Below are 21,451 nucleotides of genomic sequence, written 5' to 3'. Positions count from 1 at the left end.
CTCAGTCGCCCATGGAAAACAGCATCGAGCTGATCTTCCAGCCGTCTTCTGCGCGCACCATTTGCCAGCTCTCGCTGCCGCGGTTGGTCACCTTGCCGTCTGCGAGAAAGTCGAAATCGAACCACACCGAGGCGACGGCGCCATTGGTGTCGACCCGCACGTTGTAGAAACGTTCTTCGATCGGCTTGTCTGCCGTCTGGATGAATTCGGCGAACTTCTTCCAGCTCGAAGGAACCACTTTGCGTGCCTTCGGATTGCGCGCCTTGACTTTGGCCCAGACCGCATCGTCAGCCACCGACAGCCAGCTGTCGTGGTCTTGCAGGAACAGGCTGCCGAGGGTCTTGCCGTCACGGGCGATGATCGCCGCCTTGAATTGATCGACGACCGCGTGGATCGCCGCCACGTCGGCTGCTCGGGCGCCTGGGGCGGCGCCTTCGGCGGCATGTGCGGCACTCGCCAGGCAAAGTGTGAGAAGAAGGGAAGACAGTAGAACGCGCATGGAAACTCCCGGGGGTTGGAAAGATTCCACCTTAGGCAGCAGGCGTACAGCGGTCCAGGGGAATGCGCCGACCCGTGCATACCCTGCGATGAAAGGGTTGAGCCTGAATTGGGAATTTCAAGGAAACCACTGGCTTTCAAGATGGGATCAAAAGATGAACGAGCCAGATCGTCGCCGAGCACGTGTCTGAATGTCAGACGTGACCCCGCTGTGCGACCCCGTTATGCGCGCACTCGTCGCACAAACATCTGCATCAACTTTCTCACGCAATCGGTGTAGACTGGTCCGCGCTTCAGATCCGAAGCGCTACCGGAGTGCATATGAAAGCAATATGGAATGGTGAAGTGCTGGCGCAGTCGAACGATACGGTCGTCGTCGAAGGGAACCATTATTTTCCCCCCGCCTCTTTAAACCGCCAGTTTTTCAGCGACTCGAGTACAACAACCAACTGTCCCTGGAAGGGGACCGCGAGCTACTACAATATCGAGGTGAACGGCAAGGTTAACAAGGATGCGGCGTGGGTGTACGCCACACCAAAATCCGCCGCGTCAAATATTACTGGCCACATCGCGTTCTGGAAGGGTGTGGATGTGACGCCCTGACGCGATTCATCCGTTGTTTCGATAGGCAACTATCGACCCTTAGCAGACGTCGGTAAACAGTTCGGCTGTCCAATCGGCAAACGCGCGCATCGCCGGAGAGAGAAAGCGGCGGTGGGGATAAAGTAACGCTACAGGAACGGGTGCTGGCCGCCAGTCGGCCAGCACCTCGACTAACTCTCCGCTCCGCAATTGTTCCGCCACGAGCATCTCAGCCAACTGAATCAGGCCGCGTCCCTCGATGCCAAGCTTGATATAAAGCCCAGTCTCGTTGACTGCTACATTGCCAGACACCGGAACGGTGACGCAATGCCCGTCTTCGACAAAATGCAGCTCACTTCCCCGCCGCGTCGTGCTGGAAAAGTAGTGGACAGCCTGGTGTGCTTGCAGATCCAGCAGCGTCTTGGGAGTTCCCTTTTCTTCCACATAGGACGGCGCTGCGCATGTGACCCAGCGCAACGGCCCCAAACGACGTGAGACTAGCGTCGAGTCATTGAGGTTGCCGGTACGGATTACACAATCGACGCCATCCTGGATCAGGTCCACCTGACGATCATTTATACCGATCATGAGATAGCTATCGGGGTAGCACTGCTCAAAAAGCCAAGGTAGCTGTCAATCGATCTTTCCCTGACTCTGAATCGCTGCGTACATCCGTTCGATATACTTTCGATTTGCACGTTCTGAAATCAAATAATCTACCTGCTGTAGCAGCATCTTCGCGTGCGGCCATGAGATGAGTAATTCTTGTGGGGCATAAGGCCTTTCCACCACGACTGGCTGTGAGTAACCCATGATTTTGTCTCCATCTAAAATTACTGGAAGGACAAGCCAGTAGATCGAGCCGTTCGCACCTTGAAACGCTGCACATAGAGATCCGCCATCCCTGAGCTCTTCAATTCCTAGTGCAAGGGCAATCGATGGCATCATAAGCTGATAGCCTTAATTTAGAATTGATAACCGCGACTGGTCAATGTCGACCAGTGGCGGTCAGGCCGGACTCGACCCAGAGGGGACCAAACGATGCTCGCTATTCGTAGATCTTTCCCGAGAAGAGAAAAGTTGCGAACTTTCGCCAGGGGGATGCAAGTAAAAGGCCTTGTTGAGAGCCGAACCCTGAATCTTCTGCCCATGCACTAGCCCCTTCCAGAAAGTCTTCGATGGATTCATTTTCCCAGTGTTCAGCATCACCTCTACGATCCACGATCAACGCCTGAACAAAGGCGAGAAACGTTGCTTCATCAGTAACCCCCTCAAGCTGCTCATTCAATTGCGTCATATGGCTTGCTTCCGATGTTTGGCGGTCAATGGCAAAATCCGCTCTTGGCCGAAGGCGGAAGTTCCCGCGAGCATGTATGCCTCAGCCTCTTGTGTCAAACATTACTGTTTCGTTTCTGACCTTATCGTTCGTCCGCACTTATGCTCAGTCACCGCAGGCTTAATGCGTGCGAACTGAACAGAAGCCACCTGATGAGAAAATCGAACTTGATCAGGGCATCAGTACACATCGCGCCGGTAGCGGCCATCTGCCATCATGGCATCGACCGTGGCCGCGCCCAGCACCTCGACCAGTGCATCATGCACGCCGCCAGCCATCCCCTGCAGGCTGCCGCAGACATAGATCGCCGCGCCGTCCCGGACCCACTGGCGCAAGAGGTCAGCCTGCGCGGCAACCAGGTGCTGTACATAACGCGCCGTGCTCCCGTCGCGTGAAAACGCCAGATCGAGCCGGGCGAGGGCGCCGCTGTCGCGCCACTCTTCTAGTTCGCCCCGGCACAGGAAATCGTGGGCTGCATTACGCTCGCCGAACAGCAGCCAGTTGTCGTGGGTGCCAGCGTTGATGCGCGCCTTGAGCAGTGCGCGCAGGCCGGCCAGCCCGCTGCCGTTGCCGATCGCGATCAGGGGCCGCAGCGCATTTTCACCCAGCCGGAAGCGTGCATGCGCGCGCACCCGCAGCCGGATCGTGTCTGTCGCAAGCGCGTCCGTGCACAACCAGCCCGACGCCGCGCCCGGCGTGCCGTCGGCACGCTGCTGCAATCGCACCAGCAACGTAAGTTGGCCTTCTGCGGGCACCGAGGCAATCGAATATTCACGCGGATGCGCCGGGTCGGCCGGCGCGCTGACTTGCGCCAGGTCGCCGGCTTCCCATGCCGGCAGCGCGCCATCCTGCGGTATCAACGCGAGGCGGTATAGCGGCGCGCCGGCGCTGCCGGGATTGAGCAGGGTGCGTCCGGCGATGCGCCACGCGCCGTAGGCGGGTGCTTCCCAGTCCGGTGCGTCGCTCGTGCCGGCCAGATGGCTCAGGTGGTGCTGCCAGGCGGCCAGCGCGTCCGGTGCGCCGCGATCGACGTCGATGCGCTCGAACAGGCTCGTTGCGCCGCGCTCGCGCAGCCAGGCATCGAGCGCGCGGCCGAAGCCGCAATAGTTGGTGTACGTGATGTCGCCCAGGGCCAGCATGCCGTAGTGCAGCTGCGACAGGTCCGGCGTCGTGCCCATCGTCTGCGTGGCAAAGCGCGCGGCGGGATCGGGTGCGTCGCCTTCGCCGTAGGTGCTGCAGACGAACAGGATGCGGCTGGCGCTGGACAACGTAGCCAGATCGAGTGTCGAGATGCAGGCCGCGCGCGCGTCCAGGCCCCCGAGCGCCAGCGTGGCAGCCGTCCGTTCGGCCAGAAATTCTGCGCTGCCGGTCTGGCTCGCGTAGACCACGAGCCAGTCGGCAGCCACGCTGCTGGGGCGCGCCTTGGCCAGATGCATGCGCCACAGACCCAGGCACATCGCAAGATAGGCGCCGGACAGCGCCAATGCGCTCCCCCAGCGCAGCGGTTCGATCGTCAACATCATTGCATCATCATTGGAGCATCATTGCATCATCAAGCGCCAGGCGCCCGTCGTGGTTTCTTTCAAGCCGGCTCCGGCGCGCACGAGAAAGCGCGCCGCAATCCCGCGTTGTTCCGCAAACGCCAGCCCGTCGTCGGGCCCCAGCACCGTCAGCGCAGTGGACAGCGCATCAGCTGCCATGCAGGTCGGCGCCAGCACGGTAACCGAGGCCAGGTCGTGATCCACCGGATAGCCGCTGCGCGGGTCGAGCGTGTGCGCCATGCGCCGCATGCCATATTGAAAGCTGCGACGGTAGTCGCCCGAAGTGGCGATCGCCAGCCCGTGCAGGGCAACGATCGTCTGCCCGATACCCTCGCAATCCGGCACGCCCTCGACCTCGACCCACCACGGCTGGCCATCCGGCTTGACCCCGGCGCCGCGCAATTCGCCGCCCGCTTCGACGACGAAATGGCGCACGCTGCGCTCCTCGAGGCAGGCGGCCATGCGATCGACCGCATATCCTTTAGCGACCGACGAGAAATCCAGGATCGCGCCGCCCGGTTGCAGCAGGCGCCGCCCGGCCTGGTCGAGCACGGGGTGGCGCTCGCCCCGGCGTGCGATAACGTCAGCAACCAGCTCAGCCTGCGGCGCCTGGAACCCCGGCTGGTCGTAGCGCCCGCGGGCGCCGAAACCCCACAGATCGACAAGGGCGCCGGCGGCCGGATCGTAAGCGCCGCCGCTGTCTGCCGCCACCTGCAGCGCATACTCAGCGACCGCGAAAAACTGCGGTGGCAGCGCATGCCAGCTACCTGCCGGCGCGCGGTTGTAGCGCGACAGCAGGGAGTCGGCATTCCAATGGCTCATTTGCGCAACGATCTCGTCCAGCTCGCCTTGCAGCGCCTGGGTGAGCACGGCGCCATTGGCGCCCGGCGGCAGCATCAGCCGCGCCGACCAGGTCGTGCCCATCGACGTGCCGGATGTGGTGAACAGCGTGCTGCCGCCGGGCGGCATGGCCGCGTCGACGTTCAGGGGAACAAGAATGGTGCGCATCGAGCCCGTGCGCCCTTACTGCGGCAGAACGTCGAGCGTGGCCGTATAGCTGTAGCGCTTCGCGCCCGGCGTTGGCGGCCCTTTTGGCGACTCCAGCGGGAACTTGGCCGAGAGCCAGTACATATTCGCTTCCGGCACCGTGAACTTGACCTCGCCCTTGGCGTCGGTGGTAAAGCGTAGCTCGCCCAGCGTGCCGCGGTATTTGACGGCGCCCGGCACCATGCTGAACGGGAAGTTCGGCAGCGGCTTGCCGTCGAGCTGGAAGCGGAAGGTGATCGGCTCGCCCGCGCGCAGGTCGGACGGATTGGTGACCGGGACCATTTCGAGGCCGACGCCGCTCGGCTTGAGCGCCGTGTCGTTCATGTCGTTGGCCGAGACGAAGGTTTCCAGACGAGTGTGCGTGGTGCTGGTGGTCACGTCGGTGGCGCCGGCCGGCACTTGCGCGCCCGGTGTGCCTTCGACGCCGCGGAAGCGCTTGACCTCGCCACCCAGCTTGTAGCTGCCCATCACGTTGTTGCTGACGATGGCCAGGCGGTAGGTGCCGTCCTTTGGCAGGCGGATGTCGATCGTGCTGCGGAATTTGCCGAGCACGGCGCCTTCGGCCTTGGTCGTCACGCCATCGGGGCCCGTGATCGTCAGATTATCCAGGCGCAGCGGCACGTGGTGAAATTCGAACAGGCCTTCCGAGATCGCGCCGTCCAGCGTGACCCACGGTTCCTTCGCTTCGACCATGGCCGTGCTGGGCAGCAGCCAGCCACGGTGCGCCTGCGCGCTCATCGACATGCCGGCCAGTGCCAGGCCGAGCAGGGCGCCCTTGAGGATTCGGTTGTGCATGGGATTCTCTCCTGGTTGTTGTTATTGGAGCTCGAGGGCGACGGCGCCCAGTTCTTCCTTGCCGGCCGCATTCGCTGCGACCTTGCCCTTGCCGGCCCACGTGAACGGCACTTTCACCAGTTCACGCCCGCCCGCTTCGCGCGATGCTTCGACGACCAGCTTGTAGTCGCCGGCCGGCAGTTTGTCGAGGCCGTGCTTGGCGCCGTCGAATTTCATCGTCTGGCTGCCGGCAGGACGGGTCGCGCCGCTGACGCCATCGAGCGGGAATTTCGCATCACGCCCGGCCTTGCGCCACCACGTGCGCAGGTCCTTGACCCATTTGTCGCCGGCGGCGTCCTTTTTGAGGTCGTACAGCACGGCGAGATTGGCCGCGACGCTCTGGTCGGCGCGTTCGAGCCAGATCGCTACATACGGCTTGTGGTATTCGGCCACGTTCAGTTGCGGCAGGTCGAATTTGACGGACAGGTCGGCGGCCATGGCCCAGCCGGAAACGAGCGGCAGGGTCAGGACGAGCGAGTGGGACAGTTTCATTCTTGGTCTTCTCTCAGGTTGGAAATCGGTGGAACGCTCAGTGGGCAAACTTCAGTGGACAAACAACAACGCCAGCACGGCCGGCAGCACGATGCCGAAGCCGATCACCGGCCAGGTCGACGGCCGGTTGGCCGCGTGGTATTTCATGATCAAAAAGCCCGTAATGCAGAACACGATGCACGCGACCGAAAAAATATCGATGAACCAGCTCCAGACGGCGCCCGTATTGCGGCCCTTGTGCATGTCGTTGAGCCACGAAATCCAGCCGCGGTCGGTGCGCTCGAATTCGGCGCTGCCGTCCACCGCGATGCGCAGCCAGGCATCGCCACCTGGGCGGGGCAGGGCGATGTACGCGTCTTCCTCGGTCCATTCGGCGCGCTCGCCGCGCACATCGACGGGGAACGCGCTGTTGGTCCAGTCGGCGATGCTGCTTGGCAGCGGCACCTTGGCATCAGCGTGTTCTTCGGCCCATTGCCTGAATTCGGGAAGCAGTGGCGCTGGCAGTGTGGCTTTCAGGCGCGTGACCTCGGGCGTGGCCTTGATCAGCCCCGCGTTGTTCAGCGTCAGCCCGGTAAAGCTGAACAGCAGCATCGCCATCAGGCAGATTGCCGAGCTGATCCAGTGCCATTGGTGCAGCTGCTTGAGAAACATGGCGCGCCCCGCGCCCGGGAGGCGCTGGGGCATGCCGCCAGTAGCGGGAGCGGGGGCGGGCGTACTGGTTGCTTTGGCCGATGCCGGTAACACCGGCTGGACAACATCAGGGGATGGGGCGGAGGTGGGCATGTGTTAAATGATAACGATTATCATTTACAAGGTCAATGCGGTATTGACGACAACCGCACATTTGCCGCTCAAGAGCGAGTGTTCCAAAACACATTTGGAAATAAATTATTCTGGGAATGTAATCTGCCCTGCATGGGATCATGCGTTACAATCATGAGCGCAAACAGGCAGGATTTTGCACATGTATCGGTACTGAAACAGTCCTTCCCCCACAACTTGATGTCTTGAAGTGCAATCCGCTAAACGGTCAGGCCGTGTCGCGGAAGGTTAAATAACCCGCCCAACCCTCGCGAAGCGCGAAAAGAAAGGTGAGCAAGAATGATGCAACAACAAAACGCCAACTCATACCTGTTCGGCGGCAATGCCCCGTACGTGGAAGAGTTGTACGAGGCCTATCTGGACAATCCGACGTCGGTGCCAGAAAACTGGCGCGCCTACTTCGACCAGATGCAGCACGTGCCGGCCGTCGATGGCTCGAACCGTCCTGACGTCGTCCATTCATCGGTCATTGCGTCGTTCGCCGAACGCGCCAAGCAGGGCCCGATCCGTACCGTGGTCGCCTCGGCTGACTCCGAACTGGGCCGCAAGCGCGTCGCCGTGACCCAGATCACCGCCGCCTACCGTTACCTCGGTTCGCGCTGGGCCAACCTGGATCCGCTGCAGCGCCAGGAACGTCCACTGCTGCCAGAACTCGATCCTGCGTTCTACGGCTTCACCGAGTCCGACATGGACACGGTCTTCAACATCACCAATACGTATTTCGGTCAAGACACCGCGCCACTGCGCGATATCCTGAATATGCTGCGTGACACGTACACCCGCTCGATCGGTGCCGAGTTCATGTACATCAGCGACCCGACCGAAAAGCGCTGGCTGCAAGAGCGTCTCGAGTCGATCCGTTCGACCCCGACCTTCTCGGCCGAAAAGAAAAAACACATCCTCGAGCGCCTGACCGCGGCCGAAGGCCTCGAGCGCTACCTGCACACCAAGTACGTCGGCGCCAAGCGCTTCTCGCTCGAAGGTGGCGAATCGTTCATCGCGTCGATGGACGAAGTCATCCAGCGCGCCGGTGAAAAGGGTGTCCAGGAAATCGTTATCGGCATGGCCCACCGTGGCCGCCTGAACGTCCTGGTCAACACCCTGGGCAAGAGCCCGGCCGACCTGTTCGAAGAATTCGAAGGCAAGCACGCCGACGACCTGCCAGCCGGTGACGTCAAGTACCACCAGGGCTTCTCGAGCGACATCACCACGCCGGGCGGCCCGGTCCACCTGTCGCTGGCCTTCAACCCGTCCCACCTCGAGATCGTCAACCCGGTCGTCGAAGGTTCGGTCAAGGCGCGTATGGAACGCCGTGGCGACCGCAAGGGCAAAGAAGTCTTGCCGATCCTCGTGCACGGCGATGCTGCATTCGCCGGCCAGGGCGTGGTCATGGAAACCCTGAACCTGGCGCAGACCCGCGGCTACGGTACGGGCGGTACGGTCCACATCGTCATCAACAACCAGATCGGTTTCACCACGTCGGATCCGCGCGATGCGCGCTCGACGCTGTACTGCTCGGACGTCGTCAAGATGATCGAAGCGCCGGTGCTGCACGTGAACGCCGACGATCCTGAAGCCGTCGTGCTGGCCAGCCAGATCGCACTCGACTACCGCGCCGAATTCGGCAAGGACGTCGTGGTCGATATCATCTGCTACCGCAAGCTGGGCCACAACGAACAGGATACGCCAGCGCTGACCCAGCCGCTGATGTACAAGAAGATCGCCAAGCACCCGGGCACCCGCAAGCTGTATGCCGAAAAGCTGGCAGCGCAAGGCACCATCGAAGCCGACGGCGGCGACAAGCTCGTCGCTGCGTTCCGCGATGCGATGGACGCCGGCAAGCACACGGTCGATCCGGTGCTGACCAACTTCAAGAACAAGTACGCCGTCGACTGGGCGCCGTTCCTCAATAAAAAGTGGACCGACGCGGCCGATACCGCCGTGCCGCTGACCGAACTGAAGCGCCTGGCGCAACGCATCACCACCACGCCAGAAAACTTCAAGCCACACTCGCTGGTCGACAAGGTGCTGGCCGACCGCGCCAATATGGGCCGTGGCGAAGTCAACCTCGACTGGGGCATGGGCGAACACCTGGCCTACGCGTCGCTGTTGTCGTCGGGTTACGCCATCCGCCTGTCGGGCCAGGATGCCGGTCGCGGCACGTTCGTGCACCGTCACGCCGTGCTGCACGACCAGAACCGTGAGCGTTGGGACCAGGGCATCTACCTGCCACTGGCCAATGTGTCCGAGACCCAGGCCAACTTCACCGTGATCGACTCGGTGCTGTCCGAAGAAGCCGTGCTCGCCTTCGAGTATGGTTTCTCGACCGCCGAACCGAACACGCTGACGATCTGGGAAGCCCAGTTCGGCGACTTCGTCAACGGCGCGCAAGTCGTGATCGACCAGTTCATCGCCTCGGGCGAAGTGAAGTGGGGCCGCGCGTCGGGCCTGGTCATGATGCTGCCACACGGCTACGAAGGCCAGGGTCCGGAGCACTCGTCGGCACGTATCGAGCGTTTCCTGCAACTGTGCGCTGACAACAATATGCAAGTGGTCCAGCCAACGACCGCAGCCCAGATCTTCCACCTGCTGCGTCGCCAGATGGTGCGCCAGTTCCGCAAGCCTTTGGTCATCTTCACACCAAAGTCGCTGCTGCGTAACAAGGATGCCGGTTCGCCGCTGACCGATCTGGCCAAGGGCGGTTTCCAGACCGTGATCGGCGAATGCGACGAGAAGATCGACGCATCGAAGGTCAAGCGCGTGCTGGTCTGCTCGGGCAAGGTCTACTTCGACCTGGTCAATGCACGCAAGGCGCGCAACGTGACGGACACCGCGATCATCCGCATGGAACAGATGTACCCGTTCCCGCACAAGTCGTTCGGCGCTGAACTGAAAAAGTTCCCGAACGCCGGCGAAGTGGTGTGGGTGCAGGACGAGCCGCAAAACCAGGGTCCCTGGTTCCAGATCCAGCACAACATCTTCGAAGGCATGGAAGATGGCCAGCGCCTGGCGTACGCCGGCCGCCCGGCATCGGCGTCGCCTGCGGTCGGTTATGCCGACAAGCACATCGCGCAGCAAAAGGAACTGCTGGAGACTGCGTTCTCGAAGCTCAAGGGCTTCATCCTGACGAAGTGATCGCAAGGCGCCGCACGCAGACGTGCGGCTCCTGACGAAGTAAGCATAAGTAAGACCACGACCCCCGTGCCCGGCGCGGGGGTACTTGCAAAGAATAATTACTGGAGTTTTAAATGGCACAAATCGAAGTCAAGGTCCCTGTATTGTCGGAATCGGTTGCTGAAGCAACCCTGCTGTCGTGGCACAAGAAAGTCGGCGAGTGCGTCGATCGCGACGAAAACATGATCGACATCGAGACCGACAAGGTGGTCCTGGAACTGCCGGCGCCAAGCGCCGGCGTGATCGTGCAACTGCTCAAGGCTGACGGCGATACCGTCGTCGCCGGTGAAGTCATCGCCGTCATCGATACCGAAGCGTCGGCGCAAACCAGCCCGCTGGCAGTCAAGGCCCTCCCGTCGGCCGCGCCAAATGCGTCGATCGGCGCGTCTGCAGCGCCCGCAGCACCAGCAGCAGCGCCAGCATCGAGCGGCTCGAAAGCAGGCGTTGCCATGCCGGCCGCCGCCAAGATCCTGGCCGACAACAACCTGAGCGCCGACGGCGTCGACGGTTCGGGCCGTGACGGTCGCGTCACCAAGGGCGACGCCCTGGCCGCTGTCGCCGGCAAGCCAGCCGCTGCACCTGTACCAGCTGCCGCACCTGCCAAAGCGCCACTGCAGCAAGTCGCTGCCGCCGCGCCTGCCAGCCAGGGTGACCGTCCGGAAGAGCGCGTGCCGATGAGCCGCCTGCGCGCCCGTATTGCCGAGCGCCTGCTGCAATCGCAGTCGACCAACGCCATCCTGACCACGTTCAACGAAGTGAACATGGCGCCAGTCATGGACCTGCGTAACAAGTACAAGGACAAGTTCGAGAAAGAACACGGCGTCAAGCTGGGCTTCATGTCGTTCTTCGTCAAGGCTGCCGTTGCCGCACTGAAGAAGTACCCAGTGCTGAACGCGTCGGTCGACGGCAACGACATCGTCTACCACGGCTACTTCGACATCGGTATCGCTGTCGGTTCGCCACGTGGCCTGGTGGTGCCGATCCTGCGCAACGCCGACCAGATGTCGATCGCCGATATCGAAAAGAAAATCGGTGAATTCGGCCAGAAAGCCAAGGAAGGCAAGCTGACCCTGGACGATCTGAACGGCGGTACGTTCTCGATCTCGAACGGCGGCGTGTTCGGCTCGATGATGTCGACCCCGATCATCAACCCGCCACAGTCGGCCATCCTGGGCGTGCACGCGACCAAGGACCGCGCGGTCGTCGAAAACGGTCAGATCGTGATCCGTCCGATGAACTACCTGGCCATGTCGTACGACCACCGCATCATCGACGGCCGCGAAGCCGTCCTGGGCCTGGTCGCGATGAAGGATGCGCTGGAAGATCCGGCCCGCCTGCTGCTGGACCTGTAAGTCTCAACCTGACCGGCGCCCCGTGGCGCCGGTCATAGTTTGCCGGAGAACGACATGCTGTCAGACGAAATCAAGCGGCTGCACGAGCTGCACCAGGCCGGCGCGCTGACCGACGCCGAATTCGAGCAGGCCAAGGCGCGCATTCTCTCTGGCGCGTCCACCGTCAGCCTGACGAAGGAGAGCGCGTTCAAGAGCGGCTCATCGTTCGACACGCACCGCGACGATCTGCTCAGCGGCCTGCGCCGCACGCGGCTCGATCGCTGGCTCGGCGGCGTGTGTGGCGGCCTGGCGCGCACCTATGGCCTCGAGTCGTGGGTCTGGCGCCTGATCTTCGTGCTGTTCGTCCTGACGTTCGGCTTCGGCATCCTGATCTACCTGCTGCTGTGGGTATTTGTTCCGGAAGAATAAAAAAGGAATCATGTAATGAGCGATAAACAATTTGACGTCGTCGTCATCGGCGGCGGTCCTGGCGGTTACATTGCTGCCATCCGCGCAGCCCAGCTGGGCTTCAAGGTTGCCTGTATCGACGAATGGAGCAACGCCGCCGGCAAGCCTGCCCCGGGCGGCACCTGCACCAACGTCGGCTGCATCCCGTCGAAAGCACTGCTGCAGTCGTCGGAGCACTTCGAGCACGCCGGTCACGCGTTTGCCGACCACGGCATCAACGTTTCGGGCCTCGAACTCGACCTGGGCAAGATGCTGGGTCGCAAGGACACGATCGTCAAGCAGAACAACGACGGCATCCTGTTCCTGTTCAAGAAGAACAAGGTCACTTTCTTCCATGGCCGCGGCGCGTTCGCCGGCACTGCCGAAGGCGGTTACACCATCAATGTCAGCGGCCCGACCACCGACACGCTGACCGCCAAGAACGTGGTCATCGCGACCGGTTCGAACGCACGCCAGCTGCCGGGCGCCGAATTCGACGAGAAACTGATCCTGTCGAACGTGGGTGCACTGGCCATCGATGCAGTCCCGGGCAAGCTGGGCGTGATCGGCGCCGGCGTTATCGGCCTGGAAATGGGCAGCGTCTGGCGCCGTGTCGGCGCTGACGTCACCGTGCTCGAAGGTCTGCCTACTTTTCTCGGCGCCGTCGATGAGCAGATCGCCAAAGAAGCGCACAAGCTGTTCGTCAAGCAGGGCCTCAAAATCAACCTCGGTTGCAAGATCGGCGCGATCACCAAGGGCGAGAATAACGTCACTGTTGCCTACGCCGACAGCACCGGCGCCGAACAGAGCACCACGTTCGACCGCCTGATCATTTCGATCGGCCGCGTGCCGAACACGATCGGCCTGAACGCCGAAGCCGTTGGCGTGCAGCTCGACGAGCGCGGCTTTGTCGTCGTCGACGACGAGTGCCGTACCAATCTGCCAGGCGTGTGGGCAGTGGGCGACGTCGTGCGCGGCCCGATGCTGGCGCACAAGGCCGAAGAAGAAGGCGTTGCCGTGGCCGAGCGTATCGCCGGCCAGCATGGTCACGTCAACTTCAACACGATCCCTTGGGTCATCTACACCTCGCCAGAGATCGCTTGGGTCGGCAAGACCGAGCAGCAGCTCAAAGCCGAAGGCATCGCCTACAAGGCCGGTACCTTCCCGTTCATGGCCAACGGCCGTGCGCGCGCACTGGGCGACACGTCGGGCATGGTCAAGTTCCTGGCCGATGCCACGACCGACGAAATCCTGGGCGTGCATATCGTGGGCCCAATGGCGTCCGAGCTGATTTCGGAAGCCGTCGTCGCGATGGAGTTCAAGGCCTCGGCCGAAGACATCGCCCGCATCTGCCACGCGCACCCGTCGCTGTCGGAAGCCACCAAAGAAGCCGCTCTGGCGGTGGACAAGCGTTCGCTGAACTTCTAAGCAGCAGAAACTTCGCCGGCATGCTTGCCGGCGCGTGAACTCCATGGGGTGGACGGCGTCGCCGTCCACCCCATGTTTTTATCGGTATCCCATGAACGTTCAAGAATATTATGTGCACGAGCTTAACGCGCGTGGTTTCACGTCCGACCCCGCGCAGCAAATGGCGGTGGACCGCCTGCAGCAGGCGTACGACGACTGGGTCGCCTACAAGGCCCAGCGGTCGTCCGCTTTCAAGCGTCTGATCAACCGCCCCACGGTGCCCAAGGGCGTCTATATGTGGGGCGGGGTGGGGCGCGGCAAATCGTTCCTGATGGACTCGTTCTATTCGGTCGTGCCGGTGGTGCGCAAGACGCGCCTGCACTTCCACGAATTCATGCGCGCCGTCCACGGGCAGCTCGATGAACTGAAAGGCGTGGCCGATCCGCTCGACGAAGTGGCCAAGCGCATCGCCAAGAAATACCGGCTGATCTGCTTCGACGAATTCCACGTCTCGGACATCGCCGATGCGATGATCCTGTACAACCTGCTCAAGGCGCTGTTCGACAACGGCGTGAGCTTCGTGATGACGTCGAACTACGAGCCGTCGACGCTGTACCCGGACGGCCTGCACCGCGACCGCATGCTGCCGACGATCGCGCTGCTGCAGGACAAGCTGGACGTGCTGAATGTCGATGCCGGCAACGATTACCGCAAGCGCGCGCTCGAGCAGGTCGAGGCCTATTACACGCCACTCAATGCCGCGTCCGACCGCGCCCTGCGCGATGCCTATGCCAAGGTGGCCGACATCGCCGACGAAGCGCCGATCGTGCATATCGAGAACCGCGAAATCCGCGCGCTGCGGCGTGCCGGGGGCGTGATCTGGTTCGACTTCGCCACACTGTGCGGTGGCCCGCGCTCGCAGAACGATTACCTGGAACTGGCCAGCCAGTTCCACACGGTGGTGTTGTCCGGTATCCCGGCAATGTCGGCGGGCCAGTCGTCCGAAGCGCGCCGCTTCACCTGGCTGATCGACGTGTTCTACGACCACAAGGTCAAGCTGATCATGTCGGCGGCCGTCGAGCCCGAAGAACTCTACACGCAGGGCCAGCTGGCCAATGAATTCCACCGGACCGTATCGCGTATCATCGAGATGCAGTCGCGCGAATACATGCTCTCCGAGCGGCGCGGCGCGGCCGACAAGATCGCCTGATACGGCCAGGCACGACAACAAGGATTCACATGACACGCATTACCACGCTGCGCGCAGGCGCGTTGCTGGCCCTGGCAAGCCTGCTGGCGGCCTGCTCGACGACACAGCCGGCGGCGCCGGAGGTGCCACCTCCCGCATCGACATCGACCGCGCAGGCCCAGGAGCGGCTGGCAGCGGTGGCCGCCGAGCGCCGCGCCATCGAAACCCGCTACGCCGAACGCGAAGTAGTCTGCTACGACAAATTCTTCGTCACCCGTTGCCTGGACGAGGCAAGCGAGCAGCAGCGCGTGGCCCTGCTCGAGCAGCGCGCCATCGAGATCGAAGCCTCGCGCTACCTGCGCCAGGCCAAGGTCGATGAGCGCGACCGCGCGCTGGCCGTGGCCGAAGCCGCGTTCCAGAAAGAAGAAGCCGAACTGGCGGCCAATCCACCGGCCGTCAAGGCACCACCGAGCGCTGCCTTGCCAGCGCCGCGCACGACGCCGGCCGAGTCGCGTGCAGAGCGCACCAAACGCCTGCAGGAGAACGCGGCCCGTGCGCAGAATGCCCAGGCGAGGGCAGCCCAGAATGTGGCGGCGGCCGAAGCACGGCGTGTGGAATCGATCGAGCGTCAGAAGCAGGTGGCGCGCCGTGTCGCCGAGCGCGAGGCAAAAGCCGCCAAGCGCGTGGCTGACGACGCAGCGAAAAAGGCAGGCCAGCCGCCGGCAGCGGGCAACTAGGCGCCGGCCGGTTTGACCAGTTTGACGATGGCCATGGTGCAATTGCCGCCCTTGCCCTGAGAACGCTCACCGGCTTTGCTGATGAGCTTTTCGGCGGCCTGGCGCGGCGTGGACTTGGCGGTCACGGCGGCCAGTTCGGCGTCGGTGAAGAAGTGCCACAGGCCATCGGAGCCGAGCAAAAAGCTGTCGCCGGCAACCAGGCCCGTGTGGCTGCCGGTCGTAACGAACGGCTCCTTGCGGCTGTTTCCCAGTACATTGAGCAGCAGCTTGGAGCGGCGGTGGTTGCGCGCCGCATCGGCTGGCAGGCGGTCGCTCGAGATCAGGTGCTCGACATAGGCGACGTCGCTCGTGCGCATCGCGCACTTGTCGTGCTCGAAGCGATACAGGCGCGAGTCGCCCACGTGGGCCCAGACTGCTTCGCCATGGGGACTGATGACCAGGCCGACGAAGCTGGCGTGAAGCTCCGTTTTGCCGGCGATGGCGTTCATCTTGATCACCGTGTGGGTTTCGCTGATGATCTCGTGCAGCAGTTGGGCCAGGCGCTCGAGGTCCGGGTGGTCGCCCGGCTTGAATTCGTCGAATACCTGGCGCGCCGTGTGCAGCACCTGTTCGGCCCCGGCCGGGTTGGCGATGCCGTCGGAGAGCACCGCGAGCACATAGCCGGGCGCGCGCGCACCCGTAAACAGGGCGGCGCGATCGTTTTGCTGGGGGCGGTTACCGATGTGTTGCGCAGTACCCGCTTCGATCCTGTAGGAAGTCATAAATGCTTGTTTTCTTAGGCCTAACGCCAATCTTTGTTGGCGGCAATGACCGCGTGGATTAAACTATGCACCGAGAACCAACCAACAAGCAAGAAGATTTGCTTACGGCAATACTGGAAGGCCCGCTGCGCCAGCGCCGACCGGCTCCCATTCCCGCAATCCCATCTGTAAACACTGTTTGGAACAGACCATCATGATCGATGTCCAGGACATCCAGCGCCGTATTATTGAACTCGATGTGGAACACCGCGACCTCGATGCCGTCATCTCCATGTTGACGGCGGACGGGCACGCGGACGGGTTACAACTGCGCCGCCTCAAAAAGCGTAAACTGCAGCTCAAAGATCATATTACGCTGCTGAAGATGCAGCTGGTCCCCGATATCCCGGCCTGAGCCATTGCTGCACGCCACGTTTCTTCAAGATAAGTTACGACACATACATTGACCGACCATCTCCCTGTTCCCGGCCCTGCCGCAGAGCCGGCCGGGACGGCTGGGTCGGCCACTGGCGCCGTGGAAGCACATTCCGCTGCGTCGACCGACTCCGCTATCCCCGCCGGCAAGTACGACGCTGACCTCGACCGCCTGTTCGGTGCGGGCGGCCCGCTCGCGCCCGCCGTCGGCACCTTCAAGCCACGCCAGGCCCAGACCGAGATGGCCAAGGCCGTCGCCCACGCCATCGACAACCAGCAAGTGCTCATGGCCGAGGCCGGTACGGGCACCGGCAAGACCTTCGCCTACCTGGTCCCGGCGCTGCTGTGGGGCGGCAAGACGATCGTCTCGACCGGCACCAAGAACCTGCAGGACCAGTTGTTCATGCGCGACATCCCGACCATCCGCGCCGCGCTGCGCGCGCCGGTCTCGGTGGCGCTGCTCAAGGGCCGCTCGAACTATGTCTGCCATTTCCATCTGGAGCGCACGCTGCAGAATGGCCGCCTGACGTCGCGCGACGACGTCGGCCACCTGCGCGAAATCTCGCGCTTCATCAAAATGACGAACTCGGGCGACAAGGCCGAGCTGGCCAAGGTGCCGGAAACCGCCACGGTCTGGAACCTCGTCACGTCCACGCGCGATACCTGCATGGGCGCCGAGTGCCAGTACTATCAGGACTGTTTCGTCATGAAGGCGCGGCGCGAAGCGCAGCAGGCCGACATCGTGGTCGTCAACCACCACCTGTTCTTTGCCGACGTGGCGCTGAAGGACACCGGCGTGGCCGAGCTGCTGCCGTCGGCCAACACCATCATCTTCGACGAGGCGCACCAGCTGCCCGACACGGCGACGCTGTTCTTTGGCCAGTCGGTGTCGACCTCGCAAGTGCTCGAACTGTGCCGCGACGTGCTGGCCGAAGGCCTGGCGCATGCGCGCGGTGGCCCGGACTGGGCCAAGGTCGTGACCGTCGTCGAGAAAGCGGCGCGCGACCTGCGCCTGGCGTTCGGTGAAGGCAATCTGCGCCTGTCGCTGCCGCAGATCATGCCGACGTCGCAGTTCTTCCCGGCGCTCGACAAGCTCAAAGCCGAGCTGGCAGGGATGATCACCGTGCTCGAAGAAAACGCCGCGCGCGCCGAAACGATCGAAGCCTGCCGTGTGCGGGCGCATGACCTGGCCGCCGCCATCGACGGCTGGAAACCGGACGCCAAGGCGCCCGCTGCCGAGCAGGCCGTGCTGTGGGCCGAAGCGTTTGCGTCGTCGCTGCAGTTGCACAAGACGCCGCTGTCGATCGCGCCGATCTTTTCCAACCAGCGCGAAGGCACGCCGCGCAGCTGGATCTTTACGTCGGCAACGCTGGCCGTCAAAAACGACTTCAAGCATTTCTCTGACCAGCTGGGCCTGACGGGCGAGCCGGCCAAAACGTGGCCAAGCCCGTTCGACTACGTGAACCAGGGCTTGCTGTACGTGCCGACCGGCTTGCCGGAACCGCAGGCGGCTGTCTACACCGACGCCGTCGTCGACGCGGCGCTGCCGGTGATCAAGGCCGCTGGTGGACGCACGTTCTTCCTGTGCACGACGATTCGCGCCGTCAACAAGGTGGCGGAACGCCTGCGGGTCGAGTTTGTCGAGCGCGGCTGGGATTTCCCGCTGTTCGTGCAGGGCGAGCGGGGCCGCACCGAATTGCTCGATTCGTTCCGCACGGCCGGCAATGCCGTGCTGGTGGGTAGCCAGAGCTTCTGGGAAGGCGTCGACGTGCGCGGCGATGCGCTGTCGCTCGTGATCATCGACAAGCTGCCATTTGCGCCGCCGGACGATCCGGTGCTGGCTGCGCGCATCGAGGTGATGGAAAAGCAGGGGCTCAACGGCTTCATGCATCATCAGTTGCCCGAGGCGATCATCACGCTCAAGCAGGGGGCAGGGCGCCTGATCCGCGACGTCGACGACCGGGGCGTGTTGATGATCTGCGATCCGCGCCTCATCACCAAGCCGTACGGACGCCGCATCTGGCAAAGCCTGCCATCGTTCAAGCGCACGCGGGTGCAGGAAGACGTGCTGCGCTTCTTCGAACCGGCGGCGGCAGAGGCGGATGACAGCGATACCGGCGCGGGTGCTTGAGCGCCAGTTTAAGAGCGTGGTGTTTCGGCCGTTGCTGCTCTTGCCACGCTGCTTGTCAATTCGCTAAGACATCCCTCTTGGTGGCGTGTCAAAGCGGCATTCAGCGTTCCGGATCATGAAATCCGGCTGCATTTTTCCGCGACCAAGTGTCGATACAAGCGTTGCTTCAGGTAAAATCGCCTTCATGCGGATACTGATTAGCAACGACGATGGCTATCTCGCGCCCGGCATCCAGGCGCTGGCGGATGCGCTCGCGCCAATCGCCGAGATCGTCGTCGTCGCGCCCGACAGCAACCGCTCGGGCGCATCCAACTCTCTCACACTCGACCGCCCCCTGTCGGTCCACAAGGCGGCAAACGGCTTTTACTTCACCAATGGCACGCCGACCGATTGCGTGCACATTGCGCTGACCGGGATGTCCGATGCGCTGCCCGACCTCGTGGTTTCCGGCATCAACAATGGCCAGAACATGGGCGACGACACGCTGTATTCCGGCACCGTGGCTGCGGCCACCGAAGCGTATCTGTTCGGCGTGCCGGCCATCGCGTTCTCGCAGGTCAATAGCGGCTGGGCCCACGTGGACGATGCGGCCCGCGTGGCGCGCGACATCGTGGAGCGTTTCGCCGCGGGCGGGTTTGCCGCCTTGCCGTCGCCGTTCCTGCTCAACGTGAACATCCCGAACCTGCCGTACGAGCAGATCGGCCCGCTGACGCCGGCCCGCCTCGGCCGCCGTCACCAGGCCGAACCTGTCATCCGCGCCCAGGATCCGCGCGGGCGCGAGATCTTCTGGATCGGCGCCCCGGGCGCCTGCCTCGATGCGGGCGAGGGCACCGATTTCCACGCCACGGCGCAGGGGCGCGTGTCGATCACGCCGCTGCAAATTGACCTCACCCACAAGACCCAGCTCGATCTGCTGGCTGGAGCCTTGCCATGAAAGACGCGCGGCCGAACTTCCCGTTGCCCCTGTCGTCGACGACCAGCGGCGTGCGCAAACCCGGCGCGCCGGCACCGGTGTTCACCCCGCAGACCGCGACCCGCAACGCCGCCAGTGGCAGCAAGGCGCCGCCGGAGGCAGGGCCGGCCGCACGCGCGCCCGGCTATGTGCCGGCTGCTACCGGCGCACCGACCGCCCAGCGTTCGGACCTGGCGGCCACCGAGGCGGTGCGCCGCGCGATGGTCGCGCGCATTGCGCGCCATGGCGTCAATGACCCGCAGGTGCTGCGCGCCATGGAAATCGTGCCGCGCCATCTGTTCCTCGAGCCCGCGATGTCGGGCCAGGCGTATGTCGATGCGTCGCTGCCAATCGGTCATCAGCAGACGATATCGCAGCCGTATATCGTGGCGCGCATGATCGACATGATGTGCGCCGGCCGCAAGCTCGAGCGCGTGCTCGAGATCGGCACGGGCTGCGGCTACCAGGCCGCGGTGCTGTCGTTCGTCGCGAAGGACGTATACTCGATCGAGCGCATCAAGGCCCTGCACGAGCTTGCCAAAACCAATCTGCGCCCGATGCGCATATCGAACCTGCGTTTGCAGTATGGCGATGGTATGTTAGGCTTGCCGCAGGTGGCGCCGTTCGACGGTATCATTCTCGCGGCCGCCGGCCTCGATGTGCCGCGCGCGCTGCTCGAGCAGCTGGCCATCGGTGCGCATCTGGTCGCGCCCGTTGGCGCCGAGGTGCAGCACCTGCACCGCATAACCCGCACCGGCAAGGCCGAGTGGACCAGCGAAACGCTGGAAGCATGCCACTTCGTGCCCCTGCGCCCGGGCACCATCTAATTTCAATCTGGGCCGCCAGGCCCGCAGTACGCCGACAAGACTAAAGAATGCCAATGACACAAGCACCGCGTTTCGCCCTCCTGACGATCATCATCGGCCTCGTTGCCGGCTGTTCCACCACGACCCGCCAGGCGCCCGTCGTCGAGCGCGGCACCGCACCAGTCCAGACCCGCCCGGCACCGGTGCGCGTCGACGATACCCCCAAGCACGACGAACGCGGCATGTATACCGTGCGCAAGGGCGATACGCTGCTGCGCATCGCCTTCGACTTCGGCCAGAACTACCGCGACCTGGTCGACTGGAACAGGCTGGCCAATCCGGACGACATCAAGGTCGGCCAGGTACTGCGCGTGAGCCCGCCGGGCGGCGAGCGCACGGCCAACGTCCAGACCCAGCCGATCCCGATGCCGCCGGCTGCTACCGCGCCGCGCAAGGCCGAGCCGCGCGTCGACAAGAAACCAGTTACCGAAAGCACGGCCGATACGCGGCCAAGCGTCCCGGCCGTCACGCCGGTCGTACCGGCAGCGCCAGCGGCCCCGGTTGCCGGCGCCAGCGACGAAGCGCGCCTGAGCTGGATGTGGCCATCGGAAGGGCGCGTCATCGCCACCTTCGACGACGGCCGCAACAAGGGCCTGGACATCGCCGGCAAGGCCGGCCAGCCCGTGGTGGCCGCCGGTTCCGGCAAGGTCATGTACGCTGGCAGCGGGATTCGCGGTTATGGTAACCTCGTGATCGTCAAGCATAGCAACAGCCTGTTGTCGGCCTACGCGCACAATCGCAAGATTGTCGTGAAGGAAGGTGACAACGTGGCCAAGGGCCAGCTGATCGCCGAAATGGGCGATTCCGACGCCGACCTGGTCAAGCTTCACTTCGAGATTCGCCAGCAGGGCAAGCCGGTCGACCCGACGAGGTTCCTGCCCGTTCGATAG

21 protein-coding genes and 1 pseudogene are annotated in these 21,451 nt (G+C 63.3%); 12 read left to right on the top strand and 10 right to left on the bottom strand.

Annotation, left to right across the window (positions count from 1 at the left end; all coding sequences use genetic code 11):
* Position 1 precedes the first annotated feature (1 nt).
* Positions 2 to 499, bottom strand: a complete 498-nt coding sequence (locus AC56LV_RS10420) for a nuclear transport factor 2 family protein (RefSeq protein ID WP_499557426.1) — start codon at positions 497 to 499, stop codon at positions 2 to 4.
* A 320-nt stretch (positions 500 to 819) separates the two neighbouring features.
* On the opposite strand from AC56LV_RS10420, the gene AC56LV_RS10415 reads away from it, so the two are divergent.
* On the top strand, positions 820 to 1,101 hold the full coding sequence (locus AC56LV_RS10415; protein ID WP_332533587.1) for a DUF427 domain-containing protein: 282 nt from the start codon (positions 820 to 822) through the stop codon (positions 1,099 to 1,101).
* A 39-nt stretch (positions 1,102 to 1,140) separates the two neighbouring features.
* Here the strand turns inward: AC56LV_RS10415 and AC56LV_RS10410 are convergent.
* The 8 genes and pseudogenes from AC56LV_RS10410 to AC56LV_RS10375 all read right to left on the bottom strand — a co-directional run.
* Positions 1,141 to 1,683, bottom strand: a pseudogene (locus tag AC56LV_RS10410) (LysR substrate-binding domain-containing protein); the annotation flags it as partial.
* Between the two features lie 30 nt (positions 1,684 to 1,713).
* Positions 1,714 to 2,028, bottom strand: a complete 315-nt coding sequence (locus AC56LV_RS10405) for a hypothetical protein (RefSeq protein WP_499557424.1) — start codon at positions 2,026 to 2,028, stop codon at positions 1,714 to 1,716.
* 100 nt (positions 2,029 to 2,128) lie between these two features.
* Entirely contained in the window at positions 2,129 to 2,377 is a 249-nt protein-coding gene (locus AC56LV_RS10400; protein ID WP_499557422.1) for a DUF7660 family protein, read from the bottom strand.
* 218 nt (positions 2,378 to 2,595) lie between these two features.
* Positions 2,596 to 3,939, bottom strand: a complete 1,344-nt coding sequence (locus AC56LV_RS10395; protein ID WP_499557420.1) for a sulfite reductase subunit alpha — start codon at positions 3,937 to 3,939, stop codon at positions 2,596 to 2,598.
* A gap of 18 nt (positions 3,940 to 3,957) precedes the next feature.
* On the bottom strand, positions 3,958 to 4,965 hold the full coding sequence (locus AC56LV_RS10390) for an FAD:protein FMN transferase (RefSeq protein ID WP_499557418.1): 1,008 nt from the start codon (positions 4,963 to 4,965) through the stop codon (positions 3,958 to 3,960).
* A 15-nt stretch (positions 4,966 to 4,980) separates the two neighbouring features.
* Positions 4,981 to 5,799 carry a DUF4198 domain-containing protein gene (locus AC56LV_RS10385; protein ID WP_499557417.1) on the bottom strand — a complete coding sequence of 273 codons (819 nt, stop codon included), beginning with the start codon at positions 5,797 to 5,799 and terminating at the stop codon, positions 4,981 to 4,983.
* A gap of 21 nt (positions 5,800 to 5,820) precedes the next feature.
* Positions 5,821 to 6,330: a DUF2271 domain-containing protein gene (locus AC56LV_RS10380; protein WP_499557415.1), complete on the bottom strand. Its 510-nt coding sequence runs from the start codon at positions 6,328 to 6,330 to the stop codon at positions 5,821 to 5,823.
* Positions 6,331 to 6,381: 51 nt separating this feature from the next.
* Positions 6,382 to 7,014, bottom strand: coding sequence for a PepSY-associated TM helix domain-containing protein (locus AC56LV_RS10375; RefSeq protein ID WP_499557413.1), 633 nt, complete (start codon positions 7,012 to 7,014; stop codon positions 6,382 to 6,384).
* 417 nt (positions 7,015 to 7,431) lie between these two features.
* Here AC56LV_RS10375 and AC56LV_RS10370 point away from each other — a divergent pair, with 417 nt between their 5' ends.
* The 6 genes from AC56LV_RS10370 (at position 7,432) to AC56LV_RS10345 (ending at position 15,437) form a co-directional block, all read left to right on the top strand.
* Positions 7,432 to 10,287 carry a 2-oxoglutarate dehydrogenase E1 component gene (locus AC56LV_RS10370; protein ID WP_499557411.1) on the top strand — a complete coding sequence of 952 codons (2,856 nt, stop codon included), beginning with the start codon at positions 7,432 to 7,434 and terminating at the stop codon, positions 10,285 to 10,287.
* Positions 10,288 to 10,400: 113 nt separating this feature from the next.
* A complete protein-coding gene (odhB, locus tag AC56LV_RS10365; protein ID WP_499557409.1) occupies positions 10,401 to 11,678 on the top strand; it encodes a 2-oxoglutarate dehydrogenase complex dihydrolipoyllysine-residue succinyltransferase in 1,278 nt (425 codons plus the stop codon).
* 54 nt (positions 11,679 to 11,732) lie between these two features.
* A complete protein-coding gene (locus AC56LV_RS10360; protein ID WP_499557407.1) occupies positions 11,733 to 12,086 on the top strand; it encodes a PspC domain-containing protein in 354 nt (117 codons plus the stop codon).
* Between the two features lie 15 nt (positions 12,087 to 12,101).
* Positions 12,102 to 13,532 carry a dihydrolipoyl dehydrogenase gene (gene lpdA / locus AC56LV_RS10355; protein WP_499503191.1) on the top strand — a complete coding sequence of 477 codons (1,431 nt, stop codon included), beginning with the start codon at positions 12,102 to 12,104 and terminating at the stop codon, positions 13,530 to 13,532.
* A 91-nt stretch (positions 13,533 to 13,623) separates the two neighbouring features.
* A complete protein-coding gene (zapE, locus tag AC56LV_RS10350) occupies positions 13,624 to 14,721 on the top strand; it encodes a cell division protein ZapE (protein ID WP_183555436.1) in 1,098 nt (365 codons plus the stop codon).
* A gap of 29 nt (positions 14,722 to 14,750) precedes the next feature.
* Positions 14,751 to 15,437, top strand: a complete 687-nt coding sequence (locus AC56LV_RS10345; RefSeq protein WP_499557405.1) for a hypothetical protein — start codon at positions 14,751 to 14,753, stop codon at positions 15,435 to 15,437.
* Here AC56LV_RS10345 and AC56LV_RS10340 read toward each other — a convergent pair.
* The gene (locus tag AC56LV_RS10340) at positions 15,434 to 16,198 is read right to left on the bottom strand and encodes a PP2C family protein-serine/threonine phosphatase (protein WP_499557403.1); all 765 of its coding nucleotides are present in this window, start codon (positions 16,196 to 16,198) and stop codon (positions 15,434 to 15,436) included. The genes AC56LV_RS10345 and AC56LV_RS10340 overlap by 4 nt on opposite strands.
* 193 nt (positions 16,199 to 16,391) lie before the next feature.
* On the opposite strand from AC56LV_RS10340, the gene AC56LV_RS10335 reads away from it, so the two are divergent.
* The 5 genes from AC56LV_RS10335 to AC56LV_RS10315 all read left to right on the top strand — a co-directional run bounded on the left by AC56LV_RS10335 (position 16,392) and on the right by AC56LV_RS10315 (position 21,451).
* Entirely contained in the window at positions 16,392 to 16,592 is a 201-nt protein-coding gene (locus AC56LV_RS10335) for a YdcH family protein (RefSeq protein WP_183555433.1), read from the top strand.
* Positions 16,593 to 16,640: 48 nt separating this feature from the next.
* Complete coding sequence (yoaA, locus tag AC56LV_RS10330; protein WP_499557401.1) at positions 16,641 to 18,743, top strand: DNA repair helicase YoaA; 2,103 nt, start codon at positions 16,641 to 16,643, stop codon at positions 18,741 to 18,743.
* Between the two features lie 184 nt (positions 18,744 to 18,927).
* Positions 18,928 to 19,677, top strand: a complete 750-nt coding sequence (gene surE / locus AC56LV_RS10325; RefSeq protein WP_499557399.1) for a 5'/3'-nucleotidase SurE — start codon at positions 18,928 to 18,930, stop codon at positions 19,675 to 19,677.
* Entirely contained in the window at positions 19,674 to 20,522 is an 849-nt protein-coding gene (locus AC56LV_RS10320; RefSeq protein WP_499557397.1) for a protein-L-isoaspartate(D-aspartate) O-methyltransferase, read from the top strand. The genes surE and AC56LV_RS10320 overlap by 4 nt, the downstream gene beginning before the upstream one ends.
* A 53-nt stretch (positions 20,523 to 20,575) precedes the next feature.
* Positions 20,576 to 21,451: a peptidoglycan DD-metalloendopeptidase family protein gene (locus AC56LV_RS10315; protein WP_499557395.1), complete on the top strand. Its 876-nt coding sequence runs from the start codon at positions 20,576 to 20,578 to the stop codon at positions 21,449 to 21,451.

It is taken from the genome of Telluria sp. RB2R28 (assembly GCF_059685835.1).
Note: the sequence above shows the minus strand (reverse complement) of the source record. Positions and strands in the feature narration are given on the sequence as shown.